We start from the raw sequence: 16,273 nt of genomic DNA on the forward strand, positions 1-16,273 counted from the left end.
CTACTTTGGTTCACTGGACAAAAGGGAGCCGGGTCAGGAGAGAGATTTGTCTGATGAGAGCGAAGGTATACTAACCAGAGTCAAGCGCTGGGCGCGACGGATCAAGCGGGACGTCGAGGCGCTCTGGATTGCGGCGCGTGATCCTCGCGTTCCTTGGTATGCCAAGGCGGTCTGCGCCGCGATCGCAGCGTATGCGCTTTCACCGATCGACCTGATCCCCGACTTCATCCCCGTGCTCGGTTATCTGGACGAGATCGTCCTGTTGCCGCTGGCGATCCTCCTTGCTGTGCGCCTGGTCCCACCTCAACTCATGGCCGAGTTTCGCGCGAAGGCCGACTCGCGAGCGGACCGTCCTGTCAGCTGGGTGGCAGCCGCGTCCATCGTCATCCTCTGGATCGCGGCCGCGATCCTGCTGCTCTGGCTGTTTTGGTCGAGGCCTATGACAGGCTAGAGCGCCGCGTTTTCCGCGCATCCTGCCCCGCAAGGCGCCCATAAGAGGATGAGGGCAGCGGCTATCGCCGTGACGGGTTGAGGGTCGAGAGAGAGGCTCCCGGCCGGCTCGTCATGGAGATGAGTCATGACCGAAGTTGAAGTCCTGGATACCCGCCCCGATGCGCGTGGCGGCTACAAGGTCGATGTCAGTCGAGGTGAGCGAATCGGCCGCGTGTCGTCCGAGTGGTTCAACCGACCGGCCGACGAACGCTACCTATCACTGTCCGAGCTGATGGCGTCGGTGAAAGGGCGGGCCGCGCGCAGTCGCACCCGCACCGTCGAGAGCGCCGCCGTTCGCGTCGAAGCCAGCCGCGACAATGCCGAGCGGCTCGACCTGGTGCTGCCCGGCTCCGAGGCGCCGGTCGCCCCCACGCACTGGAGCTTCGGCCAACTCGCCGCGCTGGTCGGCGCGCCGGCCGCCTATCTGCGCCAACTTCCGGCGCCGCTGGCGGGCATCAACCTACAATACGGCCTCACCTCGCACCGCGCCGAGCAGGTCAAGACTCTCGAGACCGACGATGGACGCGTCGAACTGCGCGCCGTCACCGGCCCGGACTATGGCCGCATCTTCGACCACGAGCTGGTCGCCGCGGTGCAGCGCATCGCCGGCAACGGCACCGGCGACACCCGCTGGAAGGTGCCAGGCGTGCTCGATTGGTCGACCGGCTTCTACAATCCGCGAGTGGACATCACCCAGGACACGACGACGCTCTACGCCAGCGACCGAGACGTGTTCCTCTTCCTGGTCGACGACCTCAACCCGATCGAAGCCGGGCGCCTGCCCGACGGCTCGCCTGATCTCTATTTCCGGGGCTTCTACTGCTGGAACTCGGAGGTCGGCGCGAAGACGCTCGGGATGGCCAGCTTCTATCTCCGCGCCGTTTGCCAGAACCGCAATCTCTGGGGCGTCGAAGACTTCGAGGAGATCACGATCCGGCACTCCAAATATGCCGCTTCCCGTTTCGCTCACGAGGCGGCGCCGGCGCTGACGCGCTTCGCGAACTCTTCACCGGCGCCTTTCATCAATGGCATCAAGGCCGCCCGGGCGCAGATCGTCGCCCGCACGGACGAGGACCGGACCGACTTCCTGCGCAAGCGTGGATTCGGCAAGGCCGAAACCGCCAAGATCATCGAGGCGGTGCTCGTCGAGGAGGGCCGCGCGCCGACCAGCGTCTTCGACTTCGTCCAGGGCATCACCGCTGTCGCCCGCGACAAGCCGCACCAGGACGCGCGGCTGGATCTCGAAGCCCGGGCAAAGAAGCTCCTCGACCGCGCGGCCTGACTCCTGCCGAGCCGTGGAATCGGCTTTGCCGGTTCGCGGCTCTCCGGCTCTGCGCTTTTCCTGATCCACGTTTCTGCGGCGTCGCTCTCTTCAGAGGAAGAGGGCGGCGCTGCGCTTCGTGACGGGTAGGAGGCCGAGAGAGAGGCTCCCGGCCGCCCGTCGTGGAGTGAAGACCATGGCCCAAGCGGCATCGAAGAAGATTACCCTGTCGTCCTCGCGCGACATCCCCCTCAACAAGCTCGTGCTCTCCCAGTCGAACGTCCGGCGCGTCAAGGCCGGCGTCTCGATCGAGGAGCTCGCCGAGGACATCGCCCGGCGCGGCCTGCTGCAGGGCCTGTCGGTTCGCCCCATCGTCGGCGAGGACGGGACCGAGACTGGCATCTACGAGATTCCGGCCGGCGGTCGGCGGTTCCGGGCGCTGGAGCTTTTGGTCAAGCAGAAGCGCCTCGCCAAAACTGCCCCCGTGCCCTGCGTCGTGCGCGACGACGGCATCGCCGAGGAAGACAGCCTCGCCGAGAACGTCCAGCGCGCGCCGCTGCACCCGCTCGACCAGTTCCGGGCCTTCCAGGCGCTGCGCGAGAAGGGCCAGTCCGAGGAGGATATCGCGGCGGCGTTCTTCGTGCCGGTCGCGGTCGTCAAGCAGCGGTTGAAGCTCGCTTCGGTGTCGCCGCGCCTGCTCGACGTCTATGCCGAGGACGGCATGACGCTGGACCAGCTGATGGCCTTCACCGTCTCGGGCGATCATGAGCGCCAGGAGCAGGTGTTCGAACGACTGACGCAAGGCTACGACAAGCAGCCCTACGTGATCCGGCGCATGCTGACCGAGCACGCCGTCCGCGCCTCCGACAAGCGGGCGCAGTTCGTCGGGATCGACGCCTATGTCGAGGCCGGCGGCACGGTCCTGCGCGACCTGTTCCAGGCCGACGATGGCGGCTGGCTGCAGGATGTCAGCCTGCTCGACATGATGGTGACGGAGAAGCTCCGGGAAGCAGCGGCCGAGGTAGAGGCCGAGGGCTGGAAGTGGACCGAGGTCGCGACTTCGTTCCCCTACGGCCATGTGTTCGGCCTTCGTCAGCTGCGCGGCGAGGAGGTCCCCATTACCGAGCAGGAGGAAGCCGCGCGTGCCGCGCTCCAGGCCGAGCTCGATGGACTGGAGGCCGAATACGCCGAGGCGGACGAGCTGCCCGAAGAGGTGGACGCACGCCTGGGCGAGATCGAGACCGCGCTGGAGGCCCTCGATCAGCGGCCGGTCCGGTTCGACGTCGACGAGATCGGGCGCGCCGGCGCCTTCGTGAGCATCGACGCCGGCGGCGGTCTGCGGATCGAGCGCGGGTTCGTCCGGCCGGAGGACGAGCTGCCGATCGAGCCGGAGGCGGACAGCGCCACCGGCGAACTGACCGGCGATGGCGAGGAGACGCGGACCGTCGCAGCTCAGGTCGACGACGATGGCACGGCCGTTCAGGTCGGACCCGTCGAGGAGCCGGAGGAGGATGAGGGCCTGAAGCCCATTCCCGACCGGCTGATGGCGGAACTCACCGCGCATCGCACGATCGCGCTGCGCCACGCGCTCGGCGAGAACCCGGACGTGGCGTTCCTGGCGGCGCTGCACGCGCTCTGCATCCGCGTGTTCTACCGCTACGCGCTCGACACCTGCCTGGAGCTCGACCTGAAGAGCGCCGGCTTCGCCGCTCAGGCGCCCGGGCTCGCCGATACGCCGTCGGCCCGCGCGCTCGATGTGCGGCATCAGGCCTGGGCCAACACCCTCCCGAAGGAGCCGGAAGAGCTCTGGGACGCGCTCGACGGCTTCGATGCGGACAGCCGGCAGGCGCTGTTCGCGCACTGCGTCGCGCTGTCGGTCAACGCCGTGATCGAGCCCTACAATCGCCGGCCGCGGGCGATCCTTCATGCCGACCGGCTCGCGCAGGCGGTCGATCTCGACATGGCGGGCGCCGGCTGGACCCCGACCGTGGACGGTTTCCTCGGCCGGCTCACCAAGGCGCGCATCCTCGCCGCCGTGCGCGAGGCGAAGGGCGACCGGGCCGGTGACCGCATCGAGCATATGAAGAAGGGCGACATGGCGGAGGCCGCCGCGCAGATCCTCGCGGGCTCGGGCTGGCTGCCGGAGCCGCTGCGCACGCCTGGGCGGGCGATCGGCACCGTCGCTGCGGAGACGGCCGACGCCGGCGACGCGGCAATCACGGCGCCGGCCCCGGTCGAGACCGCCGACACCGATGTCGTCGAAGAGACGGCGGAGGACGGCGGCGAAACGGCTATGGGCGAGTTCGATCCCGTCGACGATGATGAGGAAGCCGAGGCCAACGTCCCCCACGCCGTCGCGGCCGAATAACGTTCGTCAACAAACCCGTCTCCACCTCAGGCCCGCCGGCGACGGCGGGCCTTCTTTTTCTGGGGTCGCCTTATGCCGAAAACCGCATCAGACCTCGCGCAGCGTCTCGGCCGTCAGGCGGAAGCGGTCTGCCGCCATTACCTTTCCGCCGGACGCCGCGAGGGCCGCTACTGGCTGGTCGGCGACGCACGCAACACGCCCGGCCGATCGATGTTCGTCCGGCTGAAAGGCTCCGAGTCCGGCAAGGGCGCGGCCGGCAAATGGACCGACGCGGCCACGGGCGAGCATGGCGACCTGCTCGACGTGATCCGCGAAAGCTGTGGCCTCATCGATTTCAAGGACGTCACCGATGAGGCGCGGCGCTTCCTCAGCCTGCCGCATCCTGAGCCTCACCCTGATCAGCGGTCCTCGCGCCAGGCAGCCGCTCCGACCGGATCGCCGGAGGCGGCACGGCGGCTGGTCGCCATGTCGCAGCCGATCTCGGGCACTCTCGCCGAAACGTATCTCCGCAAACGCGGCATTACGGCTTTGCACGCAAGCGGGTCGCTGCGCTTCCACCCTCGCTGCTACTATCGCCCCGACGAGCATTCTCCGACCCAGACGTGGCCGGCAATGATCGCGGTCGTCACCGACCTTAACGGCAGGATCACCGGGGCGCACCGCACCTATCTCGCGCCCCCTGGCATGGATTCGAGCGCAGACGGCAAGGCGACGATCGACACGCCGAGGCGGGCGATGGGCGACCTCCTCGGACACGCCGTACGGTTCGGCGTGGCGGGCCAGGTGATGGCGGCCGGCGAAGGCATTGAGACCATGCTTTCTTTGAGGCAAGTCCTGCCCGCCATGCCCGTGGCGGCGGCGCTCTCTGCCGCGCACCTTGCCGCCCTCCTCTTCCCGGACACGCTGCGCCGGCTCTACATCGCGCGCGACGACGATCCGGCAGGCGACGGCGCGATGGCGACCTTGACCGAACGCGCGCATGCGGTCGGCATCGAGGCGATCGTGCTGTCGCCGAGCCTTGAGGACTTCAACGAAGACTTGCGCATCCTGGGCCAGGATAGCCTTCGGGCAGCCTTGCGGGTGCAGATCGCGGCGCAGGACGTCGCGCGCTTTATGCAGTTGGCGGCATAGGCCGAGAAGGGATGTGGCAGGCAATCCGCTCTCCGCCTCGCTCAGATGCTTTCCCGTGTCGGGGAGGACCGCGCCCCGGCCTTCGAGAGGGCGATCGGCCGGCAACCGGGCCGGACCGGCAATGTCTGCAGCCGACTATTTTCCGGCGCGGCCCCGTTGGGCCGCTTTCCATCGCGAAACAAAATAGCCGGCCTCCGCCATCCTCCGCTGACGCTTCGGCCCTGCGCTTCGCTGCGGGTGCAGGTCCGGTCCGCTCGCCAGCTTTCGTCGCCATGAAGGCCGCGAGGGTCGCGGTCACGACCGACGGAGCATCCCATGAGCGAGCATCACGACCACGAACCGGACCACGCCGCATCTCCCACCGACCATGTCCTCAGCGAACTTCAGCTCTATGGCTACCGTCCCTTCGCGGACGACCCCGACCCGAGGGAACTGCCCGATGGCAACCAGGTGGCAGGCGCCATCGCGGACATCTTCGACGCCCTGATCTCGACGCTCGAAGACACCCGCCTCGAGCCGGACCTCGACGACCTCCTCTGGTCGACGGTCAACCTCTTCCACCGCGCCACCCAGCGGATCGAGCGCGAACTGGACGACAACGAGCAGGCGCAGCGCCGCTCGCAGCGCGAGCAGGACGGCAGCGAGGTGAAGTCGGTCGAGTTGGAACGCCTCATTGCCGAAGGGCAGACGCTGATCGAGCGGCGCGACGCCTTCGAACTGATGCGCGACGAGGCCGCCGAGCAGTTCGAGCGCCAAACTCGCTCATCGTGGAGACCCCGCAGCGGATCGATGGTCAACCACCGCCACCTGACCTCGGCGATGATCGACAGCCGTGACTTCCTCGCGGCGAAGAAGCGGGCCGAGACGCAGGTCATGCTGCCGGCTGGCCCGAAGATCGCCTTCACCGGCGGACTGGACTTCAACGATCACCGTCTGATCTGGGCCAAGCTCGATCAGGTCCACGCCAAGCACCCCGACATGGTGCTGTTGCACGGCGGTTCGCCCAAGGGCGCCGAACGCATCGCATCCCGTTGGGCGGACCATCGCAAGGTGCCGCAGGTGGCGTTCAAGCCCGACTGGACCAGGCACGCCAAGGCCGCGCCCTTCAAGCGTAACGATCAGATGCTGGACGTGCTGCCGATCGGGGTCATGCGTTTTCCCGGCACGGGCATCCAGGACAACCTCGCCGACAAGGCGAAGAAGCTCGGCATCCCGGTTTGGCACTTCGGAGCCGGGGCGAGTTAGCCCCGGACTTCCGCAAAACCATCTATTTTTGTTAGGATTTGCCAATGTCCGACGATCCTATCATGACCGAGATCCAAGCAGCCATCACGACCTTACAAGGTGGTGCACGAGCCGAAGCGCGCCAAGCGTTCGTGGATATCTGGGATAAAATTGAGCGCGATCCAAGACCCCTCCATGAGTGCACACTGGCGCATTTCATGGCCGATGCGCAGGACAACCTGCAGGATGAGCTGGCATGGGACCAGCGAGCGCTGGCTGCAGCGCTGCGCTGCACCGACGCCGAAGCCAAAGGACATCACGACAGCCTATCTATTGCGGCTTTCATGCCGTCGTTGCACCTCAACCTCGGCGACGATTATTTGCGCCTAGGAGACAGAGCGGCTTGCCAGCGCCATCTCGCGGCAGGAATGGCCGCCACCGCAGATCTGCCCGACACCCCGTATGCGAGCATGATTCGCGGCGGCCTGGATCGTCTGGCCGAGCGTCTCAATTCGGTGCCGTAGGACCGCTCCGTTTCAGGCCGCGCACTGTTGCATTCTCCTGCGGGCTCATGACAAGGGCGAAGTCCGGCCCGTATCCAGAACAACCATCGAACCACCCATCGCCGGCCACCATCTCCCGCTTTGCTGCGCTGATCCTTGGTCCGACCGATCGATTGACGCCATCAACCAATAATATGTGGAACGGCCCGCGTAGCAAGAGCTCTCAGCATTCGACTCATCCATGGGACGGTGCGATCAGGCATATCTAAAGATTAGCACCGTCCACGTCTTGAATTACCAGGGCATCGAGATCGATCGAAGGCACGCACCGTAGGTTAATGAACGCAATATCAGCACCATCTGGACCCTTGCCATAACCAAACGCCTCACAACCACATGTCGAACAGAACCGGTGAGCAATGGCATGTTTATTGAAGAAATAATCCGTAAGCACCTCTTCTCCCTGAAGGATCATTAGACTGCCTGATGGCACAAAGGATAGCAAAAACCCCTTCCTTCGACAGTGCGAACAGTTACACCTGACCGCATTCGCTGGAAGGTCTTCGTTAACTCGGAATGCTACCTTCCCACAGTGACAGCTGCCTTCGTAAGCCATGCAGCGCCTCCATACAGCTTGCTACGTAAAGCCAGTTAACAACACGAACGCCCCCTTGGGTGCCTGCCGCGACAACCCGGCCGGGGAGCCACGTAATGGCCACTCGTCAAAGGAGCTGGCACCTAAACCATTGGTCGCAAGACTCCGATTTGCCCCTGGCGTGCATCTGATTGGAAGCAAAGGGGCCTGCGAGCTGCGTCCAACCTACCTTCTAGGCTCATAGCGCAGAGCCACGGCGCCGGAGCTCAGCTCAATCCGATCGACGAGTTTCAAGTCTATGACCTTTGAGAGGCCGGCGAACAAGCTGGGGCCACGCCCCACAATAATGGGCTGGACCACGAACTCATACTCGTCGATCAGGCCCAGCTCCGCCAACGCCATTGGGAGCCTGACGCCACCGGTGAACACCGCCTTCCCGGGTTCTTGTTTAAGCGCCTGGACGGCCTCGGCCAAATCGCCACGGACCAGCTCCGCGTTCCAATCGACCTCGCCGAGCGTGCTGGAAACGACGTACTTCTTCATCGCATCAATGGTCCGTGCGAACGGGTCCGTCCACTCGGGCATTGTCAAGGTCCGCGTCTCCAGCCGCCACGCTTCCTCCATCATCTGGTAGGTGACGCGACCAAAGAGCAGCGCATCGGCGCGGCCCATGCTCGCTATGGCATGGTGATGTGTTGCACGCAGCGCCTCCTCCAGAAGCACCGCGTCCGTAGAGCCGGCGCTATGGTCGACACAACCGTCGATCGTCACGTTGATGGAGTAGAGAAGGGGTCGCACTATGGACGTTGCTCCTTTGTTGCTCTTGCTGAGATAGCCAGGTCGAATTTTTGCAGCTGGCTGGTCAATCCAAGGATTGCGCCGCTTGTCATCTCGGGGTCCGGATGACGATCCGCCGTAAGGACCATCCGGACACGCCCGGCTTCGACGCTCATCTCGACCAGCATGTCATACGGATACGTCTCGACGCCGGGGACGAAGTCCATGTCGAAGCGGATGCGCAGTCGCCGGTGGCGCACTATCTCCACGAGCCGACCGCTCACCCGCGCGGTCTGCCGCATGTCGAGGTTTGCCAGGTAGGCGACCTGCTCGGCACCCACCGCGGTCATCACATAATCAAAGGCGCCGCCGACCCGCAGCTGAAGGGCCGTCATCTCGACGCGCATTCCCTCGGGTGCGAACCACTCCTCCAGCCCTTCTTTCGTGGTCCAAAGCGCCCAGACGTCCTCGATCGATGCGTCATAGATCCGCTCGAACCTGATGGGACCCGCGGCCCGCTCGCTGCGGTGCGCCATCACTTCTCACCCTCGGATTGCCGCGCGCTCCCCCGTCGCGCCAGAGCTGCATCGAAACGATCGAGCCGGCCCTCCCAAAGCCTGCGATAGCTTCGAACCCAGTCGTCGATCGCATGGAACGGCTCAGGTCGGAGCGAGTAGAGGCGCCTTGCCCCATCGGGCCTCATGACGACGAATCCCGCTTCCCCGAGGATTCTCAGGTGCCGCGAAACGCCGGACTGATCGATGTCCACGGCACGAACGAGGTCGCCCACCGCCTGTTCCCCGGCTGCTAGCGCTTCGACGATACGAAGCCGCGTCGGGTCGGCCAATGTCTGGAAAACGCTTTGTTGCATCATGATGCATATGTATGTCGGTGCATATCGAGCGTCAAGCCGCCTGCCCACGGCCGGGACCATGGGCGTTGGCGCCCAGCCTCAACTCCGCTTCTGACGGGGGTAACCGCAGCCCTTCGTCACGGGTCGAGAGGCAGGTGCCGGCCGAACAGCGATCCGCGAGGCTATGTCCTGACCAACCAATAAAGATCGAGGCGCGTCGTACTGGAGAATCCAGCCAAGCCTCCGGTCCAGACGTCGGACCAGCCCCCTTGTCCTTGCGCTGATCCTTGGTCCGGCCGAGGGCCTGACGCCATCAACCCGTAAAGGGTCGGCTATGCGCGCATGCCGCCGCTGCGGCTTCGCCTGCGCGGTGATTGCGGCCTTCGCCCGGACACATCGGGCGCCTGTCACGCGGGGGATGGTCCCCCGCCTCCAGACAGGAGCCGGAACGATGTCCCTCAACCAAGCGCACGCCTTCGCCTTCAGCCTCGCCACGACGCTGATGGTCACCATCGTGATCTTCCAGGCCGGTGACGGCAGCCTCTCCGTCGTTCCCGCCAACGAATATGACGGCGACGCCGCGGCTATCGTCCACGAAGTAGATCCCTTCGCGCTCTAAGCACGATCGGCTCCGCGGAGCGAAGATCCTGCCGGATTTCCGCTCCCGCGCTTGCTCTCTTTCGGCTATATTTCGATCTGCGCCGTGGCGGTGGTGGAAGGCGCGACCCGCAGGCTATTGCATGGAGCACCACCATGGTTATCGGCATCCTCCTCAGCATCGCAACCATCGGCATCTTGTGCTGGCTGCTCTTCACCCTCGCCATCTACGCGCTGCCCCTGTTTGCCGGCGTCGTCGCCGGCAGCTGGGCCTATGAGATGGGCGCAGGCTGGCCCGGCGGCATCCTGGTCGGCCTCATAACCGCCGGGCTGACGCTCGGGCTCGGCCAATTCCTCTTCACCATCACCCGCCCGGCTTGGCTGCGGCTGGCCGTCGGGCTGGTCTTTGCAGCGCCTGCGGCGCTGGCCGGCTATCACGCCGTCCACGGGATCGTGAAACACGCGGTGCCCTCGGAGACTTGGCAGATGCTGTTCTCCGCAATCGGAGCCGTCGCCGTCGGCGTGACGGCCTGGGTCCGGATCGCTGCCGCAGCTCCCGCCCAGTCGGGCGAGAGGCTCGCGGGGGCGTAATACCCATCTGAGGGATGCAGCGGCGGGACCAGACCCTGGTTCAGCGCACCTCCTCGACCAGAGGACGGTCGGGGAGCGGGTGGCTCGAAGCGTCCAGTCCAGCCGAGAGCCGCGCCGTTCGAGGGCTTGCGACGGGGTCGGCGCGGACGCACGCATTGATGAAGACGCGAGCAGCAGCGTCCCCGCCCAGAAGCGGGCTTCGGGGACCGCGCGAGCGTCGTACGCACGCCAAGTTGATGACGATCGCCATCTGTCCGGAGCCGGGCTTTGCGGGCGGCGACAGATCGCTAGGTCTCCGTTGACCCATTGCCTGTTGCGAGCGCACCGACACGGCCTCTTCGATGGGTGTATCTGGCCGAAGGACGGCTTCGCCTCAATCGCCTAAGGCGCAACAGCGCCGTCAAGACTTTCTTCCCCTGCCGGCTGCGCCGTCATTCCTCGCGCACCAAGAAAGTCCCTCCTTTGCTGTCTGAAGCCCTGCGGGTGCGCCGTCGATTGCCTCCGGCCGGGCGATCACCATCGAGGCCGCAATGGTGCGGGCTCGACAGGCAAATCCAAAGGAGACTTCCCATGGCGACCATCGGCACCTTCAAGAAGACCGGCTCGAACGAGTACACCGGCGAAATCGTCACCCTCAGCGTCCAGACCAAGAACGTCCGCATCGTCCCCGAAGCCCGCGCCAGCGGCGAGAACGCCCCCAGCCACCGGGTCTTCGTCGGCCGCGCCGAGATCGGCGCCGCCTGGTCGAAGCGCTCCAACGAGGGCCGCGACTATCTCGGTCTCAAGCTGGACGATCCGAGCTTCACCGCTCCGATCTACGCCAACCTCTTCGACGACGAGGAAGGCGAAGGCTTCAGCCTCATCTGGTCCCGCCCCAGCCGCCGCAACGGCGACTGAGGCCCCAGCGAATGCCCCGCCCGGCAAAACCGGGCGGGGCGATCTTTCAGCTCTCCGGCACCTTTGGCTTTGCCGTACGGCCATCGATTCAGCTGGAAGGGAGATGCGCTCCAAAGGCAGCCGCGAGTGCCGCCTCCAGCTCGTCGAGCCGATAGGGCTTCCGCAACAATCTCAGGCCCTCTGCGTCGCCATCCCGCTGGCCGTCGCTAAACCCGCTCGTGAGCACGACGGGCAGGCCCGGACGGCGGCGCGCGAGTTCGCGGGCGAGTTCAATGCCGCTCATGCCGCCCGGCATCACCACGTCGGAGAACACCAGATCGGCGGCGTGGCCGTTCTCCAGTTGCGCGAGCGCGGACGGCGCGCTCTCCGCCCGGCGAACCGTGAAGCCGAGCCCCTCCAGCATCTGGCCGGCCAGCTCCGCGACCTCGTCATTGTCTTCAACTAGGAGAATCCGGCGCTCGCCCTTCGGGCCTGGTACCTGTATTGCGGGTGCACTCGCCTCGACAGCCGCCGCGAGCGGAAGGCTGCTGGCGCGCGGCAGGTGTAGGATGATCCTCGTCCCCTCCCAGAGACGGCTCCGCACCTTCACATGTCCCCCCGACTGCTTGGCGAAGCCGTAGACCTGGCTGAGGCCGAGCCCGGTGCCGCTCCCGACCTCTTTGGTCGTGAAGAAGGGATCGAAGATCCGATCCAAGATGTCAGGTGCTATTCCGATGCCGGTGTCACGAACTTCGATCCGCACGAATTCGCCGGCCAGACGACTTTCGCCACGGCCGTCCAGTCGCGCATTGCCAGCGAAGATCGTCACGGTCCCGCCCTGCGACATGGCATCCCGCGCGTTGACGACCGTGTTGAGGATGGCAAGCTCGAGCTGCGTCTGGTCCGCCATCACCGGCCAGAGGTCTTCCGCAAGCTCGATCTCGAGCGCGATATCCTCGCGCAGAGCCCCTGCCATCAGGATGCGCATGTCATCGAAGCGAGCACGCAAGTCGATCGCCTCGGGCGCCAACGACATGCGTCGCGAGAAGGCAAGCATCTGGCGCGTCAACGACGCGCCGCGCGTGACGGCCTGGCGCATGCCGGAGACAATCCGCTCGCGGCGCTCCGGGTCGGGAGCCCGCCCCAACATGTCCAGCCCGCCAGAGACCACCATCAGAAGATTGTTGAAGTCATGGGCGACGCCGCCCGTGAGCTGGCCGATCGCCTCCATCTTCTGCGCCTGCCGGAGCGCCCGCTCGGCCTCCTGCCGCTGCTCCATTTCCGCCGCCAGCCTGCGGTTCGCCTCTTCCAGCTCCACGGTGCGTTCGCGAACGCGCTCTTCGAGCGTTTCGTTGAGGCCGCGCAATTCCTGCTCCTGCGCCCGCAACCGCGCCTCGACACGCTCCCGCTCGCGCAAATGGTCGCGCACCTGATATTGCCGCCGTCGCGCCCGGAGCGCCGAATGCAGGGTGCTGACCAGCGTTGCAGAGCGAAGCGGCCGCTCCAGCAGCACCAGATTGCCGAAGCCTGCGAAGTGTTCACTGCCGCGGCCGAACCCGGCGCTGCCGCGCGAGCCACTGGCCGTCACCACCAGGATCGGCGGCTCCGACCACGCGGGCTGCCGCGCAAGACAAGCCTGCAGCATGGACATCGCGGTCGGTGGCGAGACCTCCTCCTCGACGACCACCACTGCCCCGGCCCCTTCGTCCACTCCCCGGCATAGATCGGCGAGCGTGGCGACGGTCTGGGTCGCAAGTCCTGCTCGCTCCAAGATCGCCGCGACCGTGGGACCGTCCCGACGCGACGGCGCCAGGATCAGCACGCGCTCGTCACGTTCTTCAGCGCCCGGGATTTGCGTCATCGCGGGCGTCCGGAAGGGCCTCGGGACTTCCGACAAATCTGGGCGCGCCCGACAGGACCCCACGGAAGGAACGAATCGGCGGACCGACGCTGACGCCCTCGCCAGATATCAGACGATATTCGCGAATCGTCGTCTCGTGCCGGCCGCTGCGGCTCTTCAAGACTGATATCGCCTTGCGGACCTCGCCTTCAGCCTCGAAGTAACGCAGCAGGACGATGCCGTCGGCGAGGAAGCTGAGATCGATCGGCGCCGCCACGTCGCCGACCATGCCGTGCTGGGCCATGATCAGGATAGTGACCACCCCTTGATTCCCGAGATACGCCAGCAGCTCGTGCATATGCAGGATGAGCGCCTGCTCCTCCGGCATCGACGCCATATAGCTGTTGAGGCTGTCGATCACGACCAGCTTCGCGCCCGCCTCGACGTTGCGCTTCACCTTGTCGACGAACTCGCCCGGTGACAGCGTCACCGGGTTGATCTGCTCCCAGACAAGCGTTCCGCTCTCTCTCGCCGCCTCGATCTCCATGCCGAGCCCTGCGGCTCGCGCCTCGGCGGTGCGGTAGTTCTCGTCGAAAGCGAAGAACGCCACCCGCTGCTCCTGGCGCGCCGCCGCCATCGTGTATTGCAGCGCGAGCGACGACTTGCCGACGCCCGACGGACCGATCAGGAGCGTGCTGGTCCCACGTTGAAGCCCTCCGCCGAGCATCTCATCGAGCGGCCCGACATCGCTCCGCAGCACATCTGCCGTGAACTCGGTCCGATGCTCGGCCGCGATCAGGCTCGGGTACACCAAAATACCGCCCTTGCAGATTGCATAGTCATGATAGCCGGTGCGGTAATCGACACCGCGCAGCTTGGCGACGCACATGCGGCGGCGGAAGACGCCGTATTGCATCCGCCGCTGCTCGAGGGTGACGACGCCATGGACGATGCTGTGCAACTGAAGACCTTGCGCGTTGTCGGTGAGATCATCGAGCGCCAGGACGGTGCATTGCTGATCCGCGAAGAAACGCTTCAAGGTCAGCAGCTGGCGGCGGTAGCTTAAAGAGTCGAGCGCGAGGAGACGCAATTCGGTCAGGGCATCGATGACCAGGCGGTCCGGCCGGAGCGCTTTCACCTTGTCGATGATCAAACCGACGGTGTGGTCGAGTTCGACCTCGGCGGCGTGGATGATGCCCTGCTGCTGCTCCGGATCGGCTTCCAGCGGCGCGACCTCCAGGATGGTCAAGCCATTCAGGTCGAGGCTGTGGCTGAGTGCGGTGGCGCGCAGCTCGCGCTCGGTTTCCGACAGCGTGATGTAGAGGCATCGCTCGCCCGACCGGACGCCTTCTAGGAGGAACTGCAGCGCGAGCGTGGTCTTGCCGGAACCCGGGGTGCCCTCGACCAGGTACATGTGTTCGCGCGCCAACCCGCCATGCACGACAGAATCGAAACCGGCGATGCCACTCGCGGCCAAGCTATCCAGTTGCGGTCGGTCTTCCACGGTCGACGCTCCCCGGTGCAAACACGCTTGGAGCGCGCGGCCGGGTCGCACGACCTCAGTTCGTCACAAGGCCAGCCCCTTTGGCGCAAGACTCCATCGCAGCCTGTAACTTAACAAAGCCGGTTTGGTTCAAACAAGCTTGCCTGATCTTGCAGATGTCTGGGACTGCGCGTCGCCCAAAGGTCGCGATCAGCCCGACGAAGCTGTTTCTTCATCGAAAAGTTGCCCAACCACGACCGTGTGGTTCTTGACCTCCGGCCGCCCCATTCCCAAATTTCTGACGCGCCGGACGCTCGATTGAGGTCCGGCTCCGAGGGGCGTCCGGCGCTCCGGGCGCACCTCATTCAACCATGTTGCTTTGAGAAAGGACATGACGATGAACGTGCGTGATCTGATCCCCTGGGGTCGGGAAACCGATCAGACCCCGACCCCCTATCGGAGCGGGACTCCGAGCCCGTTCCTGTCGCTCCATCGCGACATGAACCGCCTGTTCGATGAGGCCTTCCGCGACTTCGGCGCGCCCGGTCTTTTCGGCCGCACCCCGGCGTGGCCAAGCGTCGAGGTGACCGAGACCGAGAAGGACGTGCGTATCGCCGCAGAACTCCCCGGCCTGGAGGAGAAGGACGTCGAGGTCCTCATCGAGGACGGCGTCCTGACGCTCCGCGGCGAAAAGCGCTCACACACCGAAGACGCGGCGCGGCAGTTCAGCGAGCGGATCTATGGCCGCTTCGAGCGCCGCATCGGGCTCGGCTTCGACGTCGAGGAGGAAAAGGTCGCTGCCGACTTCAAGAACGGCGTGCTGACCATCACCCTGCCGAAGTCCGAAAAGGCCCAGTCCAAAGCCAAGCGCATCGCCATCAACGGCGGCGCCCAGGCGCAGTAAGCCTGACGAGGCCAGGGGCAGACCCAGCCGGGTCGTCGCCCCCGGCCTTTCCTTTGCCGTACGCGGGAGGGACAGGTCATGAGCTATGTCTGGAAAGAAATAGAACCCGCGCAGCCCCTGTCCGAGACAAGTCGCACCGACCTCGGCCGCCGCGCGCCGCGTGCGCACAACCCGGACTCGGTGTTTCCTCCCGATGCCGTCGCTCGGATCTTTCGCCCCTCGCGCTCGGTCATGACCTCGGGCAAGGCGCGCACGAAGCATTGGATTCTCCGCTTCGAACGGCAAACCCCACCCTTCATCGAGCCTTTGATGGGTTGGACGGGTGGTGACGATCCGCTGACGCAGGTCGAACTCCGGTTTCCGACCCTCGAATCCGCGGTCGCCTACGCCCGACGCCAGGGTCTAACCTATGTCGTGAACTAAGCAGATCCGAAGGCGCCGGAGCAGCGGCGACCGGCAATTCTGCGCGCGCCCACCGCCATTCTGGTGCGCTGAATCCTCCTTGGGCTTGTGGAGGCGGACGGCTCGATCCCCCTCCGATCACAGTCGATTTGCGCTCATACCTAGGGGTCTGACGATACGGCTCATCTGATCAATTGGGCCAAACATCAGCAACGGATCAGGCGACCGAATCAGGTTGGCCGCTCCGCCCGGAAAAGTTGCCCCGAAACGGAAAAACACTGGCGGCTCCGACACAAGGACGACTATTATAGATGGGGTATTCGGAGCGTTTAGCGGTCGGCTTTAGTTGCTCCATAGTCCGCAAAGCGTATAGGCG

At 65.4% G+C, this 16,273-nt stretch carries 17 protein-coding genes; 11 read left to right on the forward strand and 6 right to left on the reverse strand.

The window, feature by feature from the left end; translation table 11 throughout:
* Positions 1-46: 46 nt before the first annotated feature.
* From JQ639_RS18470 to JQ639_RS18495, 6 genes are all read left to right on the forward strand, one after another.
* Complete coding sequence (locus tag JQ639_RS18470; protein WP_244625930.1) at positions 47-451, forward strand: YkvA family protein; 405 nt, start codon at positions 47-49, stop codon at positions 449-451.
* A gap of 126 nt (positions 452-577) precedes the next feature.
* On the forward strand, positions 578-1,774 hold the full coding sequence (locus JQ639_RS18475; protein WP_137901412.1) for a DUF932 domain-containing protein: 1,197 nt from the start codon (positions 578-580) through the stop codon (positions 1,772-1,774).
* Between the two features lie 175 nt (positions 1,775-1,949).
* Positions 1,950-4,121: a ParB/RepB/Spo0J family partition protein gene (locus tag JQ639_RS18480; protein ID WP_137901413.1), complete on the forward strand. Its 2,172-nt coding sequence runs from the start codon at positions 1,950-1,952 to the stop codon at positions 4,119-4,121.
* Positions 4,122-4,193: 72 nt separating this feature from the next.
* Positions 4,194-5,252: a DUF7146 domain-containing protein gene (locus JQ639_RS18485; protein WP_137901414.1), complete on the forward strand. Its 1,059-nt coding sequence runs from the start codon at positions 4,194-4,196 to the stop codon at positions 5,250-5,252.
* A gap of 315 nt (positions 5,253-5,567) precedes the next feature.
* Positions 5,568-6,497, forward strand: coding sequence for a DUF2493 domain-containing protein (locus tag JQ639_RS18490; RefSeq protein WP_137901415.1), 930 nt, complete (start codon positions 5,568-5,570; stop codon positions 6,495-6,497).
* A 44-nt stretch (positions 6,498-6,541) separates the two neighbouring features.
* Entirely contained in the window at positions 6,542-7,000 is a 459-nt protein-coding gene (locus JQ639_RS18495; protein WP_137901416.1) for a hypothetical protein, read from the forward strand.
* Between the two features lie 244 nt (positions 7,001-7,244).
* On the opposite strand, the gene JQ639_RS18500 is transcribed toward JQ639_RS18495, so the two are convergent.
* The 4 genes from JQ639_RS18500 to JQ639_RS18515 all read right to left on the reverse strand — a co-directional run bounded on the left by JQ639_RS18500 (position 7,245) and on the right by JQ639_RS18515 (position 9,225).
* Positions 7,245-7,595 (reverse strand): GFA family protein, encoded by a 351-nt coding sequence (locus tag JQ639_RS18500; RefSeq protein WP_137901417.1) that lies wholly within the window; start codon positions 7,593-7,595, stop codon positions 7,245-7,247.
* 204 nt (positions 7,596-7,799) lie between these two features.
* Positions 7,800-8,372: a dihydrofolate reductase family protein gene (locus JQ639_RS18505; protein WP_137901418.1), complete on the reverse strand. Its 573-nt coding sequence runs from the start codon at positions 8,370-8,372 to the stop codon at positions 7,800-7,802.
* Positions 8,372-8,887 (reverse strand): SRPBCC family protein, encoded by a 516-nt coding sequence (locus JQ639_RS18510; protein WP_137901419.1) that lies wholly within the window; start codon positions 8,885-8,887, stop codon positions 8,372-8,374. Before JQ639_RS18510 ends, JQ639_RS18505 begins: the two co-directional genes overlap by 1 nt.
* Complete coding sequence (locus tag JQ639_RS18515; protein ID WP_137901420.1) at positions 8,887-9,225, reverse strand: ArsR/SmtB family transcription factor; 339 nt, start codon at positions 9,223-9,225, stop codon at positions 8,887-8,889. Before JQ639_RS18515 ends, JQ639_RS18510 begins: the two co-directional genes overlap by 1 nt.
* Positions 9,226-9,655: 430 nt before the next feature.
* Between JQ639_RS18515 and JQ639_RS18520 the strand changes: the two genes are divergently transcribed.
* The 3 genes from JQ639_RS18520 to JQ639_RS18530 all read left to right on the forward strand — a co-directional run bounded on the left by JQ639_RS18520 (position 9,656) and on the right by JQ639_RS18530 (position 11,289).
* Complete coding sequence (locus tag JQ639_RS18520) at positions 9,656-9,823, forward strand: hypothetical protein (protein ID WP_171021003.1); 168 nt, start codon at positions 9,656-9,658, stop codon at positions 9,821-9,823.
* 134 nt (positions 9,824-9,957) lie between these two features.
* Entirely contained in the window at positions 9,958-10,392 is a 435-nt protein-coding gene (locus JQ639_RS18525) for a hypothetical protein (protein WP_137901421.1), read from the forward strand.
* Between the two features lie 570 nt (positions 10,393-10,962).
* Positions 10,963-11,289 (forward strand): DUF736 domain-containing protein, encoded by a 327-nt coding sequence (locus JQ639_RS18530; RefSeq protein WP_065997979.1) that lies wholly within the window; start codon positions 10,963-10,965, stop codon positions 11,287-11,289.
* Positions 11,290-11,377: 88 nt separating this feature from the next.
* Here JQ639_RS18530 and JQ639_RS18535 read toward each other — a convergent pair whose 3' ends face one another.
* Both JQ639_RS18535 and JQ639_RS18540 read right to left on the reverse strand, forming a co-directional pair.
* Positions 11,378-13,129 carry an ATP-binding protein gene (locus JQ639_RS18535; RefSeq protein ID WP_137901422.1) on the reverse strand — a complete coding sequence of 584 codons (1,752 nt, stop codon included), beginning with the start codon at positions 13,127-13,129 and terminating at the stop codon, positions 11,378-11,380.
* Positions 13,107-14,612, reverse strand: coding sequence for an ATPase domain-containing protein (locus tag JQ639_RS18540; protein WP_244625929.1), 1,506 nt, complete (start codon positions 14,610-14,612; stop codon positions 13,107-13,109). The genes JQ639_RS18535 and JQ639_RS18540 overlap by 23 nt, the downstream gene beginning before the upstream one ends.
* A 376-nt stretch (positions 14,613-14,988) precedes the next feature.
* Here JQ639_RS18540 and JQ639_RS18545 point away from each other — a divergent pair, with 376 nt between their 5' ends.
* Both JQ639_RS18545 and JQ639_RS18550 read left to right on the forward strand, forming a co-directional pair.
* Complete coding sequence (locus tag JQ639_RS18545; protein ID WP_137901423.1) at positions 14,989-15,495, forward strand: Hsp20/alpha crystallin family protein; 507 nt, start codon at positions 14,989-14,991, stop codon at positions 15,493-15,495.
* Between the two features lie 78 nt (positions 15,496-15,573).
* A complete protein-coding gene (locus JQ639_RS18550; protein WP_137901424.1) occupies positions 15,574-15,918 on the forward strand; it encodes an ETC complex I subunit in 345 nt (114 codons plus the stop codon).
* The last annotated feature ends 355 nt before the right edge of the window (positions 15,919-16,273 follow it).

Origin of the sequence: Bradyrhizobium sp. U87765 SZCCT0048 (genome assembly GCF_018131225.1) — a bacterium.
Lineage (GTDB): Bacteria > Pseudomonadota > Alphaproteobacteria > Rhizobiales > Xanthobacteraceae > Bradyrhizobium_A.